Origin of the sequence: Alcaligenes sp. Me129 (assembly GCF_050487245.1) — a bacterium.
GTDB lineage: Bacteria > Pseudomonadota > Gammaproteobacteria > Burkholderiales > Burkholderiaceae_B > Alcaligenes > Alcaligenes phenolicus.
Genome location: NZ_JBKQGX010000001.1, coordinates 324,932 through 347,431, shown reverse-complemented (window position 1 = coordinate 347,431; position 22,500 = coordinate 324,932). Strand labels below are relative to the sequence as shown.

General features: G+C 57.7%; 16 protein-coding genes. 9 read left to right on the top strand and 7 right to left on the bottom strand.

The features are described 5' to 3' along the window. The first annotated feature begins 51 nt into the window (after positions 1-51). The 5 genes from ACLPGZ_RS01585 to ACLPGZ_RS01565 all read left to right on the top strand — a co-directional run bounded on the left by ACLPGZ_RS01585 (position 52) and on the right by ACLPGZ_RS01565 (position 11,751). Positions 52-594: a YqaA family protein gene (locus tag ACLPGZ_RS01585; protein ID WP_035270318.1), complete on the top strand. Its 543-nt coding sequence runs from the start codon at positions 52-54 to the stop codon at positions 592-594. A 146-nt stretch (positions 595-740) separates the two neighbouring features. Continuing rightward, positions 741-4,682, top strand: a complete 3,942-nt coding sequence (locus ACLPGZ_RS01580; RefSeq protein WP_060185335.1) for a DUF3683 domain-containing protein — start codon at positions 741-743, stop codon at positions 4,680-4,682. A 294-nt stretch (positions 4,683-4,976) separates the two neighbouring features. Then, positions 4,977-5,471, top strand: coding sequence for a HugZ family pyridoxamine 5'-phosphate oxidase (locus tag ACLPGZ_RS01575; protein ID WP_238441735.1), 495 nt, complete (start codon positions 4,977-4,979; stop codon positions 5,469-5,471). A 419-nt stretch (positions 5,472-5,890) separates the two neighbouring features. Further along, positions 5,891-8,695: an autotransporter domain-containing protein gene (locus ACLPGZ_RS01570; RefSeq protein WP_429640954.1), complete on the top strand. Its 2,805-nt coding sequence runs from the start codon at positions 5,891-5,893 to the stop codon at positions 8,693-8,695. Positions 8,696-8,940: 245 nt separating this feature from the next. Then, the gene (locus ACLPGZ_RS01565) at positions 8,941-11,751 is read left to right on the top strand and encodes an autotransporter domain-containing protein (RefSeq protein WP_429640953.1); all 2,811 of its coding nucleotides are present in this window, start codon (positions 8,941-8,943) and stop codon (positions 11,749-11,751) included. A gap of 138 nt (positions 11,752-11,889) precedes the next feature. Here ACLPGZ_RS01565 and ACLPGZ_RS01560 read toward each other — a convergent pair whose 3' ends face one another. The 7 genes from ACLPGZ_RS01560 to ACLPGZ_RS01530 form a co-directional block, all read right to left on the bottom strand. Further along, positions 11,890-12,441 (bottom strand): adenine phosphoribosyltransferase, encoded by a 552-nt coding sequence (locus ACLPGZ_RS01560; protein WP_009458676.1) that lies wholly within the window; start codon positions 12,439-12,441, stop codon positions 11,890-11,892. Positions 12,442-12,611: 170 nt separating this feature from the next. Beyond that, complete coding sequence (cydC, locus tag ACLPGZ_RS01555; protein ID WP_429640952.1) at positions 12,612-14,306, bottom strand: thiol reductant ABC exporter subunit CydC; 1,695 nt, start codon at positions 14,304-14,306, stop codon at positions 12,612-12,614. Continuing rightward, the gene (gene cydD, locus ACLPGZ_RS01550; RefSeq protein ID WP_035270303.1) at positions 14,303-16,003 is read right to left on the bottom strand and encodes a thiol reductant ABC exporter subunit CydD; all 1,701 of its coding nucleotides are present in this window, start codon (positions 16,001-16,003) and stop codon (positions 14,303-14,305) included. The genes cydC and cydD overlap by 4 nt, the downstream gene beginning before the upstream one ends. Further along, on the bottom strand, positions 16,004-16,144 hold the full coding sequence (gene cydX, locus ACLPGZ_RS01545; RefSeq protein ID WP_009458674.1) for a cytochrome bd-I oxidase subunit CydX: 141 nt from the start codon (positions 16,142-16,144) through the stop codon (positions 16,004-16,006). A 14-nt stretch (positions 16,145-16,158) separates the two neighbouring features. Beyond that, a complete protein-coding gene (gene cydB / locus ACLPGZ_RS01540) occupies positions 16,159-17,310 on the bottom strand; it encodes a cytochrome d ubiquinol oxidase subunit II (RefSeq protein WP_035270300.1) in 1,152 nt (383 codons plus the stop codon). 15 nt (positions 17,311-17,325) lie between these two features. Beyond that, on the bottom strand, positions 17,326-18,909 hold the full coding sequence (locus tag ACLPGZ_RS01535) for a cytochrome ubiquinol oxidase subunit I (protein WP_429640951.1): 1,584 nt from the start codon (positions 18,907-18,909) through the stop codon (positions 17,326-17,328). Beyond that, a complete protein-coding gene (locus tag ACLPGZ_RS01530; protein ID WP_009458660.1) occupies positions 18,902-19,468 on the bottom strand; it encodes a GbsR/MarR family transcriptional regulator in 567 nt (188 codons plus the stop codon). Before ACLPGZ_RS01530 ends, ACLPGZ_RS01535 begins: the two co-directional genes overlap by 8 nt. 157 nt (positions 19,469-19,625) lie before the next feature. Between ACLPGZ_RS01530 and ACLPGZ_RS01525 the strand changes: the two genes are divergently transcribed. Genes ACLPGZ_RS01525 through lptA form a run of 4 tightly spaced genes read left to right on the top strand, consistent with a single transcriptional unit; the run spans position 19,626 to position 22,493 of the window. Continuing rightward, the gene (locus tag ACLPGZ_RS01525; RefSeq protein ID WP_021447172.1) at positions 19,626-20,615 is read left to right on the top strand and encodes a KpsF/GutQ family sugar-phosphate isomerase; all 990 of its coding nucleotides are present in this window, start codon (positions 19,626-19,628) and stop codon (positions 20,613-20,615) included. A gap of 2 nt (positions 20,616-20,617) precedes the next feature. After that, complete coding sequence (locus tag ACLPGZ_RS01520; RefSeq protein ID WP_239054708.1) at positions 20,618-21,223, top strand: KdsC family phosphatase; 606 nt, start codon at positions 20,618-20,620, stop codon at positions 21,221-21,223. 2 nt (positions 21,224-21,225) lie between these two features. Further along, positions 21,226-21,846, top strand: a complete 621-nt coding sequence (lptC, locus tag ACLPGZ_RS01515; protein WP_009458655.1) for an LPS export ABC transporter periplasmic protein LptC — start codon at positions 21,226-21,228, stop codon at positions 21,844-21,846. After that, on the top strand, positions 21,843-22,493 hold the full coding sequence (gene lptA / locus ACLPGZ_RS01510; protein WP_060185341.1) for a lipopolysaccharide transport periplasmic protein LptA: 651 nt from the start codon (positions 21,843-21,845) through the stop codon (positions 22,491-22,493). The genes lptC and lptA overlap by 4 nt, the downstream gene beginning before the upstream one ends. Positions 22,494-22,500: the final 7 nt, after the last annotated feature.

The following is a 22,500-nucleotide window of genomic DNA, read 5'->3' as shown; positions in this document are numbered from 1 at the left end:
GATGCCCTAACTGGCGTCCATTATTCCCTACAAAACCCGTCCACTTTACTTATGCAAGCCTGGATCTCTGATCTTATTTCGTGGCTCTTGGCCGCCCTATCTCTGCCCGAAGTGGGCTTGAGCGCCATTTTCATCATCAGCCTGGTCTCGGCTACCCTGCTCCCCCTGGGTTCGGAACCCGCCGTATTCGCCTATATCAATCTGGCTCCACATATGTTCTGGCCCGCCGTGCTGGTTGCCACTGTGGGTAATACGGCAGGTGGGGCCATCAGCTATGCCATGGGTCTGGGCGCCGAGAAAGCCTACGAAGCCTGGCGCGAGAAGCACCCGCAACACACAGAAGACGGCGCAACTCCCAAGAACAAGGCAGCAGGCCGCTGGCACGAGCTGGGGCAGCGCTGGCTGACCCGCATGGGACCACCCGCCCTGCTCTTGTCCTGGCTACCCGTGGTAGGCGACCCCCTGTGTGCCGTAGCCGGGTGGCTACGCCTGCCATTTTGGCCCAGCGTGTTTTACATGGCGGTGGGAAAACTGGCGCGCTATATCACCATGACCGCTGGCCTGCTGTGGATTTTCCCCAAATTGGGTTGGTAATTTGCAGCAAACTGGCCGCAAACGCCCCCTTAACCCTGACTTGGCCCTGTAGTAAGGGGGCAGCCCGGCTACGATTCGTATACACTTGTCTTTTGCCTATCTGCTCCTCGCTGAGCCGCCCTTGACGGGCCTTGCCAACTATCGCCATGAACGCCCCCATTGCAAGCAAGCACCTGGCTGCCCAGGCACGCAACAACGACACGCCGCGCCTGCGTGAAATCCCCTACAACTACACTTCGTACTCAGACCGGGAAATTATCCTGCGACTGCTGGGTGAAGAGGCCTGGGAAAAGCTGTCCGAGCTACGCTCCGAACGCCGCACCGGCCGCTCCGCACGCATGTTGTTTGAAGTGCTGGGTGATATCTGGGTCGTCAAGCGCAACCCCTATCTGCAGGACGATCTGCTGGACAATCCCAAGCGCCAGCATCAACTGATCGAGGCCCTGAACCATCGCTTGAACGAGATTGACCAGCGCCGCGACAGCGCCGTGCCCGATCGCGATGCCAAGGTCCTGCGCCTGTTGCACGCTGCTCGGGGTGCAGTAGCCGCGTTTGAACAAGAATTTACCGATACCCGCGAGTTGCGTCAGAAAATTGTGCGCTCCCTGTCGCGCCTGACCGCCAAGGACAACATCAAGTTTGATGGCCTGTCGCGCGTCTCGCACGTCACTGACGCCACCGACTGGCGTGTGGAATATCCCTTTGTCGTGCTCACCCCCGATCACGAAAACGAGATGGCCGCACTGGTGCGCGCCTGTATCGAACTGAAGCTGACCATCATCCCGCGTGGGGGTGGTACCGGTTACACCGGCGGTGCCATTCCACTTAGCTGGCGCTCGGTTGTCATCAACACCGAAAAGCTGGATGCCATTGGCAAGCCTGAACAAACCACGTTGCCCGGCATGTCCGAGCCCGTCACCACCATTCTGACGGGTGCTGGCGTGGTGACTCGTCGTGTGGCTGACGCTGCCGAAGCCGCCGGTGCCGTGTTTGCGGTAGACCCGACCTCGGCCGATGCCTCCTGTGTGGGCGGCAATATCGCCATGAACGCAGGCGGCAAGAAAGCCGTGCTGTGGGGTACTGCACTGGATAACCTCGCCTGGTGGCGCATGGTCGATGCCCAAGGCAACTGGCTGGAAGTGACCCGTCTTGAACACAATATGGGCAAGATCCACGACGTGGAAATGGCCCACTTTGAAGTCAAATGGTTTGATGGCCGTTACGCCCCTGGTGCCCAGTTGCTGCGCAGCGAAACCCTGCACATTGAGGGTCGGCGCTTTCGCAAGGAAGGCCTGGGTAAAGACGTTACCGACAAATTCCTGGCAGGTTTGCCCGGTATTCAGAAAGAAGGCTGTGATGGCCTGATCACGCAGGCCCGCTGGGTGCTGCACCGCATGCCGGCGCATACACGCACCGTCTGTATGGAGTTTTTCGGCCAGGCCAAACAGGCCGTGCCCTCCATTGTGGAAGTCATTGACTACCTGAACGGCGAAGGCAAGCGCATCGGCGCCATTCTGGCCGGCCTGGAACACCTGGACGAACGCTATCTGCGTGCGGTGGGCTATGCCACCAAGAGCAAGCGCGACGGCCTGCCCAAGATGGTCCTGATTGGCGACATCGTGGGCGACGATCCCGATGCCGTGGCAACCGCCGCTTCGGAAGTAGTGCGTCTAGCCAATGGCCGCTCCGGTGAAGGCTTTGTAGCCGTCAGCGCTGAAGCCCGCAAGAAGTTCTGGGCCGACCGCTCCCGCACCGCTGCCATTGCCCGCCATACCAACGCCTTCAAGATCAACGAAGACGTGGTGATCCCCCTGCGCCGCATGGGTGAGTACACCGAAGAAATCGAACGCATCAATATTGAGCTGTCCACGGACAACAAGCTGCGCTTGACCCGTGAACTGGAAGACTTCCTGCAAGGCGATCTGCCCGTGGGCAAGATCGAAGATCACAACGACGCCGAGCACACTCGCGAAGAGATTCTGGACGAGCGCCGTCACGACGCCCTGCAGATCGTGCGCGATGTGCGCCAGCGCTGGCAGTGGCTGCAGGACAATCTGGACAAGCCGCTGAAAGACTCGCAAGCTGAGCTAGCCGAGATTGGTGTGCCGCTGGATAGCGCCGCGATCGAGGCCCGTCTGCAAGAAGACCCGAACACCTCGATTTTCCAGCTGCTGCAAGATCACACGATCCGCACCTCCTGGAAGAGCGAGATCCGCGAAAACCTGGAACATATTTTCCCGGGTGCCGACTGCGCAGCCGTGCTGACCGAACTGCAAGCCATTCACGATCGTGTGCTGAAAAGCCGTGTGTTTGTGGCGCTGCACATGCACGCCGGTGACGGTAACGTACACACCAACATCCCCGTGAACTCGGACGACTACGGCATGCTGCAACAAGCCAATGTCACCGTAGCCCGCATCATGCAAATCGCGCGCGGTCTGGACGGCGTGATTTCCGGTGAGCACGGCATTGGTTTGACCAAGTACGAGTTCCTGACGCAGGAAGAGCTGGATCCCTTCCAGAACTACAAGCGCGAAGTGGACCCGAACAACCACTTCAACGCTGGCAAGCTGATGCCCGGTGCGGACTTGAGCCGCGCCTGGACCCCAAGCTTCAACCTGCTGGGTCACGAATCGCTGATCATGCAACGCAGCGAAATTGGCTCCATCTCTCACGCCATCAAGGATTGCTTGCGTTGCGGCAAGTGCAAACCGGTCTGTGCCACCCACGTGCCACGCGCCAACCTGCTGTACTCGCCCCGCAACAAGATCCTGGCCACCTCCCTGCTGATCGAAGCCTTCCTGTACGAAGAGCAAACACGTCGCGGGATCAGCCTGAAGCATTGGGAAGAGTTTGAAGACGTAGGCGACCACTGCACCCTGTGCCACAAGTGCTACAACCCCTGTCCGGTGGACATCGACTTTGGCGATGTGTCCATGGAAATGCGCTCCTTACTGAACCGCATGGGCAAGAAGTCCTTCAATCCGGGCTCGGCTGCGGCCATGTTCTTCCTGAACGCCAAGGACCCGCGCGTCATCAAGGCCACTCGTACCGCCATGATTGAAGTGGGCTATAAGGCCCAGCGTGCGGTGCACAATCTGCTGGCTGCCCCTGCTCGCAAACAGGTCAGCGCTCCCCCTGCCACCATCGGCAAGGCACCAATCCGCGAACAGGTCATCCACTTCATCAACCGCAAGATGCCCGGCGGCCTGCCCAAGCAGACTGCCCGTAAATTGCTGGATATCGAGAACTCGGATTACGTACCTATCATCCGTAACCCTGAAGCCACCTCCGTGGATTCGGAAGCCGTGTTCTACTTCCCCGGCTGTGGTTCGGAGCGTCTGTTCTCGCAAGTGGGTCTGGCTACTCAAGCCATGCTCTGGCATGTCGGCGTGCAGACGGTTCTGCCTCCTGGCTACCTGTGCTGTGGCTACCCGCAGCGCGGCAGCGGTCAAAGCGACAAGGCCGAGAAGATCATCACCGACAACCGCGTGCTGTTCCACCGCATGGCCACCACCTTGAACTACCTGGATATCAAAACCGTGGTGGTCAGCTGTGGTACCTGTTACGACCAGCTGGCAGGCTATGAATTCGACAAGATCTTCCCTGGCTGCCGCCTGATCGACATCCACGAATACCTGCTGGAAAAAGGCTTGAAGCTGGAAGACGTGCAAGGCGTGCGCTACATGTACCACGACCCTTGCCACAGCCCCATGAAGCTGCAAGACCCCATGAAAACGGTCAAATCCCTGGTGGGCGACAGCACCATCAAGGCCGACCGCTGCTGTGGCGAGTCGGGCACGCTGGCGGTGTCGCGTCCGGATATTTCCACGCAAATCCGTTTCCGCAAGCACGAAGAACTGCAAAAGAACCAGGACGCCGTCCGTGCCGATGGTTTCCAGGGCGAAGTCAAAGTGCTAACCTCCTGTCCGTCCTGCCTGCAAGGTTTGTCCCGCTACGAGGACGAAACCAAGATGGATGCGGATTACATCGTGGTGGAAATGGCCAAGCACATGCTGGGCGAGAACTGGATGGCGGACTACGTACGCCGTGCCAACGACGGTGGTATTGAGCGCGTTCTGGTGTGAACCAAACGCATCACTCCCCCTGAACAGGCCGGCTTTATGTCGGCCTGTTTTGTAAGGGGTGAGCAAGTATCTTTTACCGCTGGACTGCTCCAGGATAAAAATGCCCCTTGGTGGGGAGAAAGCTCAGCGTGATCGCTATTCATCGCCAGGCCCTCCCCCAGAAGCGCCACTCGGATAGCAATAAAGCAAAGGGGCTGCGCGGAGATTTTTCTGCGGAGCAGCCCAAGGAAACTCCCTTAGGGACGAATGAAGTCCCAACCGCAGTATGGAAGCTTTTTCAGAATAGGTGTCTTTATGTCTGTTGATGATCCATTGCTAAACAGCCTGCAGGCCCTGCTCCGCAGCGAACGCACTGCGTCTTTGGGCACACTCAGCAATCAGGGCTTGCCGGTGGTCTCTCGCGTCCCTTTTGCGATCTGCCCCGAACAAGCCAGCATCATCATCCACATCAGCGAAATGGCGGCTCACACCCGTTATTTGCTGCAACGTCCCGATGCCAGCCTGATGGTCAGCCAAAGCGAGCATGGCCAGGATGCTGTCCATGACTTGCCCCGCGTCACCTTCCAAATGAAGGCCCGCAAACTGGAGCGCGAGCAGCCCGACTGGGAACAGGCCAAACGAGCCTATACCGCCCGTTTTCCCGATATGGAATTTCTAAGCAGCTTTACGGACTTTCATTTCTTCGCTCTGGATCTGGTCAGGGTGCGCCATATTGCCGGGTTTGCGGCGGCACGAACCTTGAAACCTGAGCTAGTGCGTGCCTTGCTGGCAGAGCCTGTGGCCGGTTGAAGTCCCCGAGTTCGCAATCGCAGCAAGCCTTGGAAGCGCTGGATCTGTGCTCCAGCCTTCACCACGTCAAAGCACCTTAATACCACGACAAACAGGTAAGCCTTCGCCCCTTACAAGCCCCGGCCTGCACCCAAAATGTTGCAGACTCTGCAACAAAGGCGTCACCAACTGATTTCCAGACAAAGAAAACAGATCACTCATTAAACGCCTTTCTCACCAGAGAAATCGCCACTCCTTCTCCTTGCCCTTCCGGTGCACTCGTCCGTTTTCGTGTGTTTCAAACGCCAAGCATGACAAAACGTAAATTTGGCCGCTATAAGATTCAACAGCTACGACGTTAAATGGCACGCAAGGACTCGACAACACGACCTCGCAACACGTTGCCGCCACACAGAGAAAAACACCCAGGAGAGGAAGAGATGTCGAACAAGAAACGCAGCACCTATGTGCTGGTGCAGATGGCCTTGCTAAGTCTAACTTTGCCTGGCCTTACCCATGCGCAAGCAGACAGCTCATTGGAGCAATGGCGTACTAAAGAATACAAACGCCAGCCTGGCCTGGACATGATCAATGCGGCCAAAGCCTACTCACTGGGCTTTACAGGCAAAGGCGTGACGGTCGGCTATCTGGATTCGGGAATTGAAGCCAAACACCCGGAGTTTGCGGGTGCCATTGCGGGTGGCTTTGACTTCAACACGGATACCCCCTATGCCAACGGCCAAGGCATAGATGCCGATCCTCCAGCAGGTCATGGCAGCCACGTTGCGGGCATTATTGGCGCACGTCGCGACGGCAAAGGCATGCACGGTGTCGCCTTCAACAGTCAGCTCTTTGCGGTCGCCTACGATGCGAGAGAAGACGATGATGATGACATGCTTGGCAACGATCCTTATGAACCGGACCCACGCGAACAAGCCGCCGCATTTGACCGCGTTGCCTCCCGAGGCTGGAACTATCTGGCACAGTTCAAACTGCCCATCATCAACAGCAGCCTGGGCGTCAATGGTTGCAACGATGCCAGTTCCCCACCACCTTGCAATGTCCTGGACTATGGCTCGCCTGAAGGCGTACTGGATTGGCAACCACTGGCGATCGAGGCTTTCCACAACAGCGTAGACGCAGGCTCCCTGATGGTCTTTGCCACCGGCAATGAATCGCAGGACCACCCTGACCTGCTGGCAGGCTCCCCCTACTGGTTTCCTGAACTAAAAGATAACTGGCTGGCCGTGACAGCCCTGGGCGAGGATGGATCTTTAGCCTCCTATGCGAACAAGTGCGGCGTAGCAGCCGAGTGGTGTTTGGCCGCCCCCGGTGGTGACGACAATCCAGGGATTAATTCGGTCCAATCCTCTGGCGGCTATGTCGCCTTTAGCGGCACCTCCATGGCCTCCCCCCACGTCGCGGGCGGTGCTGCGCTAGTGAAGGAAGCCTTCCCCTACTTCACGGCATATCACCTGCAGCAGACCTTGCTGACCACCGCCACTGACCTGGGCGACCCCAGCGTTTTTGGCTGGGGCCTGATGAATGTAGGCAAGGCCGTACAAGGACCCGGGCAATTCACCCGCCTGTTCGATGTAGACACGCTAGGCTACAACTCCACCTTCGCCAATGACATCAGTGGCACCGGCGGCCTGCATAAGCGCGGTTCCGGCTCCCTGGAGCTGACGGGCAATAACAGCTATACCGGTGACACCACCATCAGCGGCGGTCGCCTGGCCGTTAATGGCACGCTGGCTTCTGCGGTCACAGTGGAACGCGAAGGCACCTTGGGGGGGGCCGGTACAGTCGCTCAAGTCGATAACTACGGCACCCTGGCTCCAGGTAATTCTGTTGGCACCTTGACCGTCAGCGGCGACTACACCGCCCATGCCGGTTCGGTGCATGAACTGGAAGTGGGCCCCGCAGGCGCAACAGATCGTCTGGTGGTTGGCGGTGCAGCCCATATCGACGGCACGCTGAAACTGGCCGGTGGCCCCTACCGCCAGAATGTGGCTTATTCCTTTCTGGATGCGGCTAATGGTGTGACAGGTCAGTACAGTCACATCACTTACGAGATGGCCTTCCTGTCGCCAACGCTGCTCTACGGCCCCAGCCTGTCCTTGATGATCAAGCGCAATGACACGCCGTTTGCCACCTTTGCCAATACGGGGAACCAGAAAGCCGTGGCCAACGCGCTGGATACCGGCTCGGATCAACCGCCGGTCACCATGGCCGAACTGTACGACACGGTCCTCAATGCTCAGTCCGGACAGGTCGCAGGCTACATGGAGCAATTGCAAGGCCAAATCCATGCGGGTACGACCTCCGCCCTGCTAAGCAACGGGGATCTTTTGCCCCGCACTTTAGGCAAACAAGCCTCAAGCGCTCGCAATGCAACGGGTAAAGACACTGTATTGTGGGCCGAAGTGATTCACCAACAACGCGATCTGGACGGTGACGACAACAGCCAGGATGTTCGTCATAAAGTGGGCGGCCTGTTCCTGGGTGGCGATACCGCCATCGGCGAACAAGGCTGGCGCATGGGTGCCTCTCTGGGCTACCTGGAAAACCGCATCAAGCTGGATGACCGCCGTCAGACCTCACGCAGCAACAGCTACAGCGCCGCCCTGTACGGAACGCAAGCTTGGGAAATGGGTTCGGGTAGTCTGAATCTACTGGCAGGTGGTGCTTACACCCGCCATAGCCTGGACAGCGAGCGTTCTCTCTCCGTTCACCAATACGAAACGCTGAAGGCTGATTACAAAGCGCACAGCATCCAGGCCTTTGCCCAACTGGGTTACCGCATGCCCGTCAGCCCCCGCTCCAGCGTAGAACCATACGCCAGCGTGAACTGGCACCAGTTGCGTCACGGCTCCTTTAGCGAATCGGGTGGTCAGGCAGCCTTGCGCGGAGACTCGCAACGCCAGAACCTGAGCACCGTGACGCTGGGTCTGCGTGGCACCACGGAACTGGACTTGTCCAAAACCACGCTGTCCTTGAGCGCCGGTTTAGGCTGGCGTCATGCCCTGGGTGACACCACACCCGAGCGTGAACTGGCCTTTGCCGCCTTGCCCGGTAGCAACTTCCGCATCAGCGGCGCGCCGATTGCCAAGAACGCCGCTGTGGCCGAATTGGGCGCTGAACTGAAAGCCGGCAAGAGCACATCCTTCGGTCTGAACTACCAGGGTCAGTTTGGCCGCAATCAGGACCATGCTGGCTCGCTATTCATGAAGGTACGTTTCTGATTTAAGGCCCCGAGGCGGGCTTGGCGTTCCGCCAATCCCGCGGCAGGCATAACAGACGGCCATCAAAAATCCCTGCGATGCGCGTGCATGGCAGGGGCCCACAAGAACACGACCTCAACAATACAGCAGCCCATAACTGCCGGTTTAAACGGCTATGCCGTTAAATTAAAGATGCCTTGAGAACCTCCAAGGCAGGTTTTCACAACGAGTGGCCACCCTCCTTAGAAGATCCAAGTAGATAAGACATGTCGAACAAGAAACGCAACACCTCTATGCTGGTGCAGATGGCTTTGTTAAGCCTGACTTTACCTGGCATCGTCCATGCCGATTCCGAGAGCTCACTGGAGCAATGGCACACCAAAGAATATAAGCGTCAACCCGGCCTGGACATGATCAATGCAGCCAAAGCCTATTCGCTGGGCTTTACCGGCAAAGGCGTCACGGTCGGTTATCTGGACTCGGGCATTCAGGCAAATCACCCTGAGTTTGCCGGCGCCATTGCTGGGGGCTTTGACTTTGCCAACAATACCCCCTACGCCAATGGCCAAGGAGTCGATACTCAGCCCCCTGCCGGACACGGGAGCCATGTTGCCGGAATCATTGGTGCGAGACGCGACGAAGCAGGCATGCACGGCGTCGCCTTCAATAGCCAGCTTTTTGCGGTTGCCTACGGCATCAATACTGATGACGATGACGATGACGACGATGATGATGGTGGTGACGACACTACCCCGACTCCAGACGATATAAGGGCCTTTCAAGATCGAATGCTTTCTAATGGCTGGAACTATCTCGCCCAGTTCAAGCTGCCCATTATCAATAGCAGTCTGGGGCTCAATGACTGCTCAAGGTCCTATAACCCACCCTGCCATATTGTGGACTATGGCTCAGCTCAAAGCGCCCTAGAGGCTCAACCTCTGATCATTGAGTCCTTCAAGAACAGTGCGCAGGCTGGCTCCCTGATGGTATTTGCTACCGGCAATGAGTCTCAAGACCACCCTGATTTTCTGGCCGGCTCTCCCTACTGGTTTCCCGAACTGAAAGACAACTGGCTGGCCGTGACGGCAGTCGGGGAAGATGGTTCCTTGGCCGTCTACGCCAATAAATGTGGTGTTGCCGCCGAGTGGTGTTTGACCGCGCCAGGGGGGCAGTGGGCCCCTGGCATTAACTCCGTCAACTCGGATGGAGGCTATATTTATAAAAGTGGCACCTCCATGGCCTCCCCGCACGTCGCGGGCGGTGCGGCGCTGGTGAAGGAAGCGTTCCCCTACTTCACCGCCTATCATCTGCAACAAACCCTGCTGACCACCGCCACCCCTCTGGGAGACCCCAGCATTTACGGCTGGGGTCTGATGAATGTGGGCAAGGCCGTGCAAGGGCCAGCACAATTTACTCGTCTGTTCGACGTCGATACGCTGGGCTACCACTCCACCTTCGCCAATGACATCAGTGGCACGGGTGGGCTGCACAAGCGCGGTTCCGGCTCCCTGGAGCTGACGGGCAATAACAGCTATACCGGTGACACCACCGTCAGCGGGGGCCGTCTGGCCGTCAATGGCACGCTGGCTTCTGCGGTCACAGTGGAACGCGAAGGCACCTTGGGGGGGGCCGGTACAGTCGCTCAAGTCGATAACTACGGCACCCTGGCTCCAGGTAATTCTGTTGGCACTCTGACCGTCAGCGGAGACTACACTGCCCATGCCGGTTCGGTGCATGAGCTGGAAGTTGGCCCTGCAGGTGCCACCGATCGTTTAGTAGTAGGTGGTGCCGCCCATATCGACGGCACACTGAAACTGGCCGGTGGCCCTTTTCGCCAGAACATCGCTTATTCCTTCCTGGATGCGGCCAATGGCGTGACCGGGCAATACAGCAGCATCGCTTATGACATGGCCTTCTTGTCACCCACACTGCTTTACGGCTCCAGTCTGTCCGTGATGGTCGAACGCAATGACATCCCCTTTGCCGCTTTTGCTCATACAGGCAATCAGAAATCTGTCGCACAGGCCTTGGATGCTGGCTCAACGCAGCCCCCTGCGGCTATGGCTGAGCTGTATGACACGGTACTCAATGCCCAATCCGGTAGCGTGGCAGGCTATATGGAACAGCTACAAGGCCAGATCCATGCAGGTACGACTTCCGCCCTGCTAAGCAACGGAGATCTGTTGCCCCGTACTTTGGGCAAACAGGCTTCAAGCGCGCGTAATACCGTAGGCAAAGAGGCAGTGCTCTGGGCTGAGGTCATCCATCAACAACGTGATCTGGACGGCGACGACAACAGCCAGGATGTACGCCATAAAGTCGGTGGTCTGTTCCTGGGTGGCGATACAGCCATCGGCGAACAAGGTTGGCGCATGGGTGCCTCCTTGGGCTATTTGGAAAACCGTATCAAGCTGGATGATCGTCGCCAGACCTCACGCAGCAACAGCTACAGCGCGGCCCTGTATGGAACACAAGCTTGGGAAATGGGTTCGGGTAGTCTGAACCTGCTGGCAGGTGGTGCTTACACCCGCCACAGCCTGGACAGCGAACGCTCGATTTCGATTCATCAAAGCGAAACACTGAAGGCTGATTACAAAGCGCACAGCATCCAGGCCTTTGCCCAACTGGGCTACCGCATGCCGGTCAGCCCACGCTCCAGCGTGGAACCCTATGCCAGCGTGAACTGGCATCAACTGCGTCACGGCTCCTTTAGTGAATCGGGCGGTCAAGCCGCCTTGCGTGGCGACTCGCAGCGCCAGAACCTGAGCACTGTCACGCTGGGTCTACGCGGCACCACGGAACTGGACTTGTCCAAAACCACGCTGTCCTTGAGCGCCGGTTTAGGCTGGCGTCATGCCCTGGGCGACACCACACCCGAACGTGAACTGGCCTTTGCCGCCCTGCCCGGCAGCAACTTCCGTATCAGCGGTGCTCCTATTGCCAAGAATGCCGCTGTTGCCGAGCTGGGCGCAGAGCTCAAAGCAGGCAAGAGCACTTCTTTTGGTCTGAACTACCAGGGTCAGTTTGGCCGCAATCAGGACCATGCTGGCTCCCTGTTCATGAAGGTCCGTTTCTAAGCAATACTACCAAGCGCGGGGCTGGCAGTACCCCAGTCCCGCTCTCAAGCAGACAGACATGAAAAATCCCTGCGATGCTCCGGGCATGGCAGGGATTCAGGCTACAAAACCAAACCGGCAATACGCCGGTCCTGGCAATTAGCGGTCAGATTCGTTAAAGCTACAGACGGTGTAAACCGACAAGCCGGAATCTGTCACGGCCTTGGATCCACCCAGTTCAGGCAGATCAATAATCGCGGCGGCTTCCACCACGTTGGCACCCAGGCGCTGCAGCAAACGAGCCGCCGCCAGCAAGGTGCCGCCGGTCGCGATCAGGTCGTCAATCAGCAGGACGCGCTGACCAGGACGCACGGAGTCCGTGTGCATCTCGACGCTGGCATTGCCATATTCCAGGGAATACTCTTCGGCCACGGTATTGAAAGGCAGCTTGCCTTTCTTGCGCACAGGCACAAAACCCAAGTTCAGCTCGTAAGCCAGAACCGAGCCCACAATAAAGCCACGTGCATCCACACCCGCCACCAGATCCAGTTTTTGTCCCATGTAACGGTAAACAAAAAGGTCAATCAGAACGCGGAAGGAGCGCGGGTCCTGCAAGACGGTGGTGATATCGCGGAAAGTCACCCCTGGCTTGGGCCAGTCCGGCACATTGCGAATGATTTGACGGATGTACTGGGTGGGATCAATTTGCATGTCAAAGCTTCTACAACAGAAAATCCGGGCGCGAAGGGCGCACTTGGATACGTTGCAAGTGTACACAATTGGGCAGCAGCAACAAGGGCTCGCCCGGCTTGTGCCCGTAAGTTGTACTAATACGACGCGGCTGGGTAAAAAACGCTACAGACTTGACCCGAAGTGTCCTTTTAGTTTGGTCCTAAAGTATCTATTGCTGCGCCGGATTTACACTGCAAACGCCCCGCCTCAAACTGATAAACGCTATCGACCAAAGGCAGCAAACGGGTATCGTGTGTCGCCATAATCACAGTTTTCCCCCGCGCTGCGGCCAGAATATCCTGCATCAAGGCCTGACTGGTAGGGCCATCCAGACTGGCCGTAGGTTCGTCCAGAAACCAGATATGGGCAGACGACAACAGTACACGCGCCAGACACAGGCGACGCTGCTGCCCCAGGGACAATTGCTGCCCGCCCTCGCCCAGCCAGGTATCCAGCCCTTGGGGCAAATCGCGTACCACACTGTCCAGCTGGGCATCGTGAAGAGCCTGCCAGATTTGTTGCTCTGAAGCTGTCGGTTCTGCCAGCAAAAGGTTATCTCGCACCGAACCCAGAAACAGCGTCGAGTCCTGTGCCAGCAAGGCGCAATGATCAAACCAGCTGGCGCGGCTCCAATGCTGGGCTGCTTTACCCTCAACCAGATACTGCTTTCCCGAAACAGGCAACAAGCGCATCAGCACACCCAGCAAGGTGGACTTGCCGGAACCACTGGGGCCAAAAATAGCAATGTGCTCGCCAGCTTGGACTTGCAGCGACAACTGCTCCAATACAGGCTGTGAACCGTAGGAAAAATTCAGATCTTTGATTTCCAGGCAGGCTGGCTTGTCCAACGCAATCGCCTGCCCTTGCGCCTGATCGGTTTCCTCGGGCTCGTCCAGAATTGTCAGCAAACGATTGCTGGCTGCCTGAACCTCTCCCAAACGGGACGCACCGCGCATCATGGGTGCCATGATCTCGAACAAGCCCAGCAAAGCCAACACCAGCCCCACCCACAAGGGGCCGCTCATGGCTTGCAGATTGACCTGTTGCGCTCCAACCAGCAGGCAGGTCATCAAGGCCACGCCCATCAAGACCTGCTGGGAAAACTGCCCGACAATGCCCCAGCCATTACTACGCAAACGGGCTTGCCCCAGTTCCAGGCCCAGCTTGTCCACTTGTTCCTGCACGGCATCCGCAGCGGCAAACACCTGAATATCAGCATAGGCGCGGATGGCCTGATGCACTAGAACACGCTGGCGGTTTTCCAGTTGATGGACTTGCTGGGCTGCACGGCTGGCGCCACGGGCGCAAATATACGGAATCAAACAAGCGGCAATCAGCAAACAAGCCAGAATCAGCCAGGCCCACCAGGACAGCCAGGTTTGCAGCACAGCGCTAAACACCAGACCAGCCACCACAGCCGTAGTCAGCGGCACCAAAATCAGCAAAAGCACCAGATCCAGCACAGCCACGTCAGAGGTCAGACTGGAAGCCAGCTCCCCATCTCGAAACTGGGCCAAGCGAGACTGACTGAATCGGCTCAAGCGTCCGAAAACCAGGCTGCGAATGCGTACTTGCAAATCCAGCGTCAGGGCATGACCGACGACGCGCTCCAGATACCGGGAGGCGATACGCCAAAAAGACAGGCCGCGAATCATGGCCGAAGGGCCAAACAGATTGAATACGATGCCCAACGTAGCCAGAAAAGCGCTGCTTAGAAACCAACCAGCTACACCCAGCAGACCAACACCGGCCGCCACCGTGCTGATCGCCAGCAGAACTGTAAACAATACGGCCCCACGTCGTGCGCGCAGGCTGGAACCTAAGAGACGCAACCACGCTTTCATGCCGTCAGAACTCCTTGGGCAATGTGCAGTTGGTTCGAGCACATGGCCGCCAGTTGCTGGTCATGCGTGGCCACGACCAGACAACGCCCCTGACAGAAGCGCAGAATATTGCGCATGACACGATCCCGGGTCGCCGCATCCAGGCGGGAGCTGGGTTCGTCCAGCAAAACCACATGCGGGTCTGTCAAAAACAGGCGGGCCAATGCCAAACGCTGAATCTGGCCACCGGAAAGACCAAAACCACCCTCGCCCAGCGCCGTTTGCAAACCATCGGGCAAGGCCCGTACAAATTCGGCTGCACAGGCTTGTTCCAAGGCTTGCCACAGCTGTTCATCACTGGCTTGTGGGGCTGCCAGACGCAAGCCATCGGCAATGGTCCCCATGGCTAAAAAGGCCTGCTGGGAAATCAGTACGACGCCATCATGGCGCGTCAGCAAGCGCCCGGCAGTATCGCTATTGCGCAGCAAAATTTCACCCTGCGCCAAGGGGCGCAAACCAATCAGACTTTCCAGCAGACTGGTCTTGCCGGAACCGCTGGCCCCCAGCAAGGCGTAAGACTGATCTATATAAAGTTGCAGGCCGGGCACTTCCAGCAAGGTCCCCTGCCCGCCCAACTGCGGCAAATGCAGATGACGCAATACCAGTACCGGCAAGTTGGGAAAAACCGCTTCATTGTCGGCGCTGGTGGGAGCCGCAGGAATCAAGTCCTGGCCCAAGTTTGCCCACAGCCTGTCGACTTCTACCGCAGCCGCACGCGCCGCTGCCCGATCATGATAATTAGCGGCCAATTGGCGCAAGGGCTGGTAGGCCTCCGGAGCCAGGAGCAAACAGAACAAGCCTTGTTGCAGGCTAATGCCCGAGAAGGACTCGCCCAGATAGCCCAGGTAACCCAAGCCAATGTAGACGGCTATCCCGGCCACACCCAATGCCGCGAAGAACTCCAGCACAGCCGAAGATAAAAACGCGATTCGCAGCACTTTCATGGTACGTGTGCGCAGCTCCTGACTGGCCAATTCCACACGCTGCAACTCGTCCTGCCCACGCCCCATCAAGCTAAGGGTAAAAATGCCGCGCAGCCGGTCGGCGAAAAAGCCGGACAGTCGCAGCGTTGTTTGTTGTTGTTCACGGCTGGCCGCTTCCGCCCCCCAGCCCACCAAGGCCATGAACAGGGGAATCAGGGGCGTGCTCAACAAGAGAATCAAGGACACAATGCCATCCACCGGCAACACTGCCAGCACTAGTGCCAAAGGCACCAGGGCCGCCGCTGCCATGCAAGGAATGTAACGCGTCACAAAGCCATCCAGGGCTTCAATTTGCGTGATCAAGCTGGTGGACAGTTCGCCGCTATTGCTGGCCCGCAAACGCGGCATCGTACTGCGGAACAGTCGGGCAAACAGCTCGGAGCGCAGCCCTTGTTTCAGATGTTCTGAAACCTTTTGCGCACGGCGCTCGCCAAAAGCAGAAATGGCGGCACGCAGCAACAAAAGTGCGGCCACCATCAGGATAGAGAAAAGCTGCCCGGTCCAGGGCAAGCCATCGACCACAATTGCCTGCACAATCTTTGCCAGCAACCAGGCCTGAGGAATCAGTAAAGCGCCGGCCAGCACAGGGGCCAGCATGGAAGCCCGCAAAGCCGTGCGGGCGCGGCTGGAAAATTGCCCCAGCCATTGTTGCGCCGTTGGACTTTGCGGTGTCAATCAGACCTCGATATCTGCTTTAGCCTTGGAGGCGGCTGCGCTCTGCAAAGCCGTGTTTTCACGCAGCTCGAACCACATCGCATTCAGGATGGAGAATGCGCAGGCCAGACCCAAACCTAGAACCCAAGAGAAGTACCACATATGCGCTGGCCTCCTTAGTAAGAATGAGAAGAATCTTTCATGCTGGCAACCGACACCTTGCCACGCATTACGCTATACACCCAGGAGGTATAGAGCACGATGATGGGCAGGAACACCAGTGTCACCAGCAGCATGATCCACAAGGTCAGATGACTGGCAGAGGCATCAAACAGGGTCAGGCTGGAACCGGGGTTCAAGGACGAAGGCAGCAGGAATGGGAAGACGGCAAAACCAAAAGTCAGGATGATGCCAGCCAGTGCCAAGGACGAGAACAGCAGAGCCAACAAGCCGCGACCACGACCAGCCAGCAAGGCACCGAACAGCAAGCCCGCAAAACCGACAATGGGGGCTGCCCACAAGGCAGGCCAGGTACGATAGTTAGCCAACCAGGCACCTTCAACCATATCGACCGTCTTGCCAATCGGGTTGGACATGGCGTGGGCCGCCTCGGGCCAAGGCATGCTATAGCCATTCATGGCACTGATCCACCAGCCGCCGGCAGCAAAAGCCACAATGGACAGCAGGCCCAAAGGCATGGCCCAGGCACGCGCACGACGAGCCACATGATCACTGCCCTTCCAGGCAACAACCACCGCACCTTGGAAAGCCAGCATCAGAACGCTGAGCAAACCGCACAGAATGGCAAAGGGCTGGAACAGACCGAAGAAGTTGCCTTGGTACATGGGACGCAGCGTGGTCTCGTCAAAGCCGAAAGGTACGCCCAGCATCACGTTCCCAATAGCCACACCAAACACCAGAGCACAAACCAGACCGGAGGCGGTCCAGATCGCATCCCAGTTACGACGCCAGCGCGACGAGCTGAGCTTGCTGCGGTACTTGATGGCCACCGGGCGAACAATCAAGGCGACCAAAAGCAACATCATGGCCAGATAAAAGCCCGAGAAAGCCATGGCATACAGCAAGGGCCAGGCCGCAAAGGCCACACCACCGGCCACGATCAACCAAACCTGGTTACCTTCCCAGACCGGGCCAATTACGTTGTACAGCGTGCGCCGCTCATCATCAGTGCGAGCAACCAGCGGCAGCACCATGGCCACACCCAGGTCGGCCCCGTCCATGATGGCAAATGCCGCCAACAAAACGCCCAGCAGCAACCACCAGATGATGCGCAAGGTGTCGTAATCGAGAAGAATCAAATTTTCCATGATGGTTCCCCCTCCTTAACCGCGCAGCAACGGAGCGTTGCGCGAACCATAAGACAAAGCGGAAGGTGTGGCGGTCTCGCCAGCCTCGTCCGGCCCTTTACGCACCGAGTGCAACATGACCTTGATGCCAATCACCGCCAAGGTGGTATAGAGCAACAGGAAGATGGTCATACTGATCATCAAGTCCACAAAGGACAGACCAGAGGCCGCATAGTAGGTAGGCAAGACACCTTCAATCGCCCAGGGCTGACGTCCGAACTCGGCCACAAACCAGCCACATTCGATCGCAATCCAAGGCAGGGGAATGCTCCAGACCGCTGCTTTAAGCAAGCGCGGGTGACGTTGCAGTCGGTCACGCGATGCCAGCACAAAAGCCACGCCAAAGAACAGGATGAAGTACAGCCCCAGCGCCACCATCACACGGAAGCTCCAGAACAGGGGTGCAACCTGTGGCACCGTATCCCAGGCAGCCTGGGCGATGGTCTCGGTATCGGCTTTGGTAATGTCGTCCGTATAACGCTTGAGCAGCAAGGCATAGCCCAGGTCTTTCCAGTTATTGTCAAAGACGCGGCGGGCCTCAATATTGCTGTCATCAGCGCGCACCAGCTGCAGTGCCTCGTAAGCGCGCAAGCCATTGGCAATACGAATCTTGGCATGTTCGACCAGTTCATTAATGCCCAGCATGGGGGTACTGACTGAGCGTGTACCGATCAAACCCATCACCCATGGAATTTCCACGGCAAAGCGATTTTCACGGGCTTCCTGATCAGGCCAGGCCAAAAGATTGAAACTGGCAGGGGCTTCCTCGGTTTCCCACATGGATTCCATGGCTGCAATCTTCATTTGCTGGTGTTCAGTAGTCAGGTAACCACTTTCATCACCCAGCACCACCACGGACAGGGACGCTGCCAAGCCGAAACTGGCCGCTACCGTCATCGAGCGCTTGGCCAGATCAATATGGCGACCACGCAGCAAGTACCAGGCACTGATGCCCATCACGAACATGGCACCCAGGACATAGCCGGCACTAACGGTATGAACAACTTTGGCTTGCGCAACGGGATTGAGAATGACCTCGGCAAAGTCGGTCATTTCCATACGCATGGTGTGGGGGTTGAAGATGGCACCGACCGGGTTTTGCATCCAGCCGTTAGCGACCAGAATCCATAGGGCCGACAGGTTGGTACCGATGGCAACCAGCCAGGTAACAATCAGGTGTCCCAGCTTGGAGAGGCGATCCCAGCCGAAAAAGAACAGGCCGACAAAGGTTGCTTCCAGGAAAAAAGCCATCAAACCTTCAATGGCTAGCGGTGCGCCGAAAATATCGCCTACATAGTGACTGTAATAGGCCCAGTTCATACCGAACTGAAACTCCATCACAATCCCGGTTGCGACACCCAGGGCAAAGTTAATGCCAAAGAGTACGCCCCAGAACTTGATCATGCGGCGCCAGATGGCCTTGCCCGTCATGACATAGACGCTTTCCATAATGGCCAGCAAAAAAGACAGGCCCAGCGTCAAGGGAACAAATAAAAAGTGGAACATCGCGGTGGAAGCAAATTGCAACCGCGACAAGGTAACGACATCCAGATCAATCATGACGACCCCCAGTTTGATCAGCTTTGCGAATCTTCCCGGCGAACCCCAGCACTTTCTGAACTTTGCTACCTAAACGCATCAGATTTTGCAGGGTTTCGGGCGGTAAATGATGAACCTCGTCAAACCAACCACAAGCCAACTCGATCAATTCCAGCATTTCGTTAATGCGCTGCTGCCCATATTCCTCTTCGTCATTGACGGGCGCTTCCATTAGGATACTTCGCAATAAGGTCAATGTGGGATCAATCTCGCGCTTACGCTTTTCCTCCACCAAAGTACGGAAAATATCCCATACATCCTTGGGGGATTCAAAGTATTCGCGGCGCTCGCCAATCTTGTGCGTCATGTTGACCAGTCGCCAGGACTGCAACTCGCGCAAGCTCATGCTGACATTGGAGCGGGAGATGCCTAGCGTTTCAGCGATCTCGTCGGCGTGGAGGGCTTCGGGGGCAATGAACAGCAGCGCATAGATCTGGCCCACCGTCCGGTTGACCCCCCAGCGCCCGCCCATCTCCCCAAAGTGCAGAATAAAACGCTCTGCCTGTGGTCCTAGATTCATGGCTTCCTGAATTTTCAGTAATTACTGAAATTACAAAACAAGACGTATCTTAACCCTAAACTATTCGGCTTGCCACTGGTCCAAGGCCATCTGACCTTACAATTTGCCTCCTGCAAATCTACATGCCAAGCAGACACTTCACGTTTACAATTTCGCCATGAATACACCGGCACTTTTAGACCCCGCACATATCCTGTCCTCGGCACAACGCACCTTCGCCATTGAAGTTGACGCGTTACAAGCGCTGGGCGGGCGTCTGGACCAAAGTTTTGTAGAAGCCACCAAACTGCTCGTGCACTGTCAGGGCCGTGTGGTGGTGACCGGCATAGGCAAGTCCGGCCACGTAGCGCGCAAGATCGCGGCTACCTTGGCCTCGACCGGCACTCCCGCTTTTTTCATGCACGCTGCCGAAGCCTTGCACGGCGACCTGGGCATGATTACCAAGCAGGACGTGGTCATTGCCATTTCCTACTCTGGGCAGGCCCAGGAACTGGTCACGGTGCTGACTGTGCTGCGCCGCATGGGCGCCAAACTGATTGCGATCACCGGCAATGCCCAGTCCGAACTGGCCCAAAATGCCGACCTGCATCTGGATGCCCATGTAGAACATGAAGCCTGCCCACTCAACCTGGCTCCCACGGCCAGTACCACAGCCGCCTTGGTATTAGGCGATGCACTGGCCGTTGCCTGCCTGGAAGCACGAGGCTTTAGCCGCGAAGACTTCGCCCGCTCCCACCCCGGTGGTGCGCTGGGCCGTCAACTACTGACGTTTGTGCGCGACATCATGCGCAGCGGCGAACAACTGCCTATCGTCTCCCCCGAGACCCTGATTCCCGATGCCCTGATAGAAATGTCCAGCAAAGGCATGGGCATGACTATTGTCACGGACGCACAAGGCCACCCCGTTGGAATGTTCACCGATGGCGACCTGCGCCGCCTGATTGCTCGTGCCGGCGATATACGCAATCTGCCAGTATCTGAGGGCATGTCGCGCGAACCGCGCAGCATTGCCGCCGAAGCCCTGGCCATTGAAGCAGCCGAGCAAATGGATGCCCTGCGTATCAGCCAAATGCTGGTATTGGACACAAACGGGCTACTATTGGGAGCTCTGCACATGCACGACTTGTTGGCTGCAAAGGTAATCTGATCATGATGAATACGCCCACCATCCCGCTCCATCCCGCTGAAGCTCAAATTCTGGCCAAGCTGCCCGAGAACGTGCGCACCCAATTACGTCAGTTGCGCATGATGGTGTTTGACGTGGACGGCGTGCTGACCGACGGACGCCTGTGGTACAGCGCGAACGGCGAGGAGTTCAAGAGCTTTCACGCTCTGGACGGCCACGGTTTACGCATGCTGGGCGAAAGCGGCATTCATGTCGCCCTGATTACCGGACGCGAAAGCGGCATCGTATCGCGTCGCGCTGCCGAACTGGGCATTCCTTTTGTTTACCAGGGCGTACGCGACAAAATTGGCATCCTGACCCAACTGGCTCAGGAAAACGGCCTGTCCCTAAGTGAAGTGGGATATATGGGTGACGATCTGATCGACTTGCCCGCCATGCAGCGCGTGGGTTTTTCCGCCAGCGTGCCTGAAGCCCCCTTCTATATCAGTCAAATTGCCAGCTGGGTAGCCACACAGCCCGCCGGCCACGGCGCAGTGCGCGAATGCTGTGATGCCATCCTGGCCTCCCAGGGTCGCCTTGCGCCCTTTATTACAGGTGGTCCTTTGAAGACCACGGGAGTCATCCAGTAATCATGCGTGACCGTCTACCCACCGTCATTTCCCTGTTGTTGCTGACCTTGCTGGTACTGGCAACGCTGTGGGCGGTCGATTACACCCAAAGCTCGGTCGCCATTGACCCGCCGCGCCGCATTACCCACGAACCCGACTCCTGGGCGCGCGACTTCACCATGATCAGCTCCGACCAGACCGGGATGGCCATCAGCCGGCTGGATGGCAAGATTGCCTATCACTACCCGGATGACGACTCGCACGACATTACTTCCCCACGCGCGGTCAGCAACCGGGCCGATTCGCCCCTGACCATTGCCACTTCCGACACGGCACACATGAATGCAGGCGGGGACACCATCACCATGAAAGGCAATGCCCATATTCACCGCCAGGCCACACCTGATGACGAGGCGATGGACGTGCGCAGCGAAGTGCTGATCATCCTGCCCGAAGAGGACGTGGTGTACACCAACGAACCGGCCCTGGTCGTCAACGGCCAATCCACCATGCGCGGTACCGGGATGCGTTACGATAATCGCGTTCGCCAATTGAACGTCATGTCGGAATCCGACGTTAAAATCTCTGGCCAACAAACACAAAAAGCGCGTTCTTCCAATAGCTCTAAGGATTCCCCTCCATGACCACGCCTGACAGCGCCCGCCTGGGCCACAAGCCCAAGCTCTCTCTTAGCCTTTTGCGTGGTGCCCTGGCCCTGTGCCTGAGCACTGCCAGCCTGGCTTTGCTGCCTACGGCCCCTGCTCTGGCCCAAGCGGCTGCCTCTGCTGCCGCCGAACCGGACACCTCCGTGCTGTCCGATACCCTGACTTACGACGATATTGCCAAGCAGACCATTTACAAAGGCAACATCATCCTGACCCGTGGCGCCATGACCTTGATGGCAGACCAGTTGGCGATCGAGCAAGATGCGGAAGGTTTCCAGCACGGCACGGCCACGGTCAGCGAGCGCGCCCGCGTGACGATTCGTCAGGAAGACCCGGCCAAGTTTGAACTGATGGTCGCCGAAGGTGTCCGAGCTATTTACAACGGCAAAACCGAAGAGGTCGAGCTGATTGGCAAGGCAGTCGTCAATCGTTATGTTTGCGGCAAGCTGCAGGACTCTGTCCAGGGCCAGCGCATTATCTACCGCCAAAAAGATGGCACGTACCAAGCCTTTGGTGGCTCGGACTCCGCCACACGTGATGGCCGGGTCCGCTCTGTGGCCCGCCCACGCGCCAATGCCGATGCTGCTCTGGCCGAATGCCAACGCAAGTCCTCCCCCCGCAAATAGCCCGGAC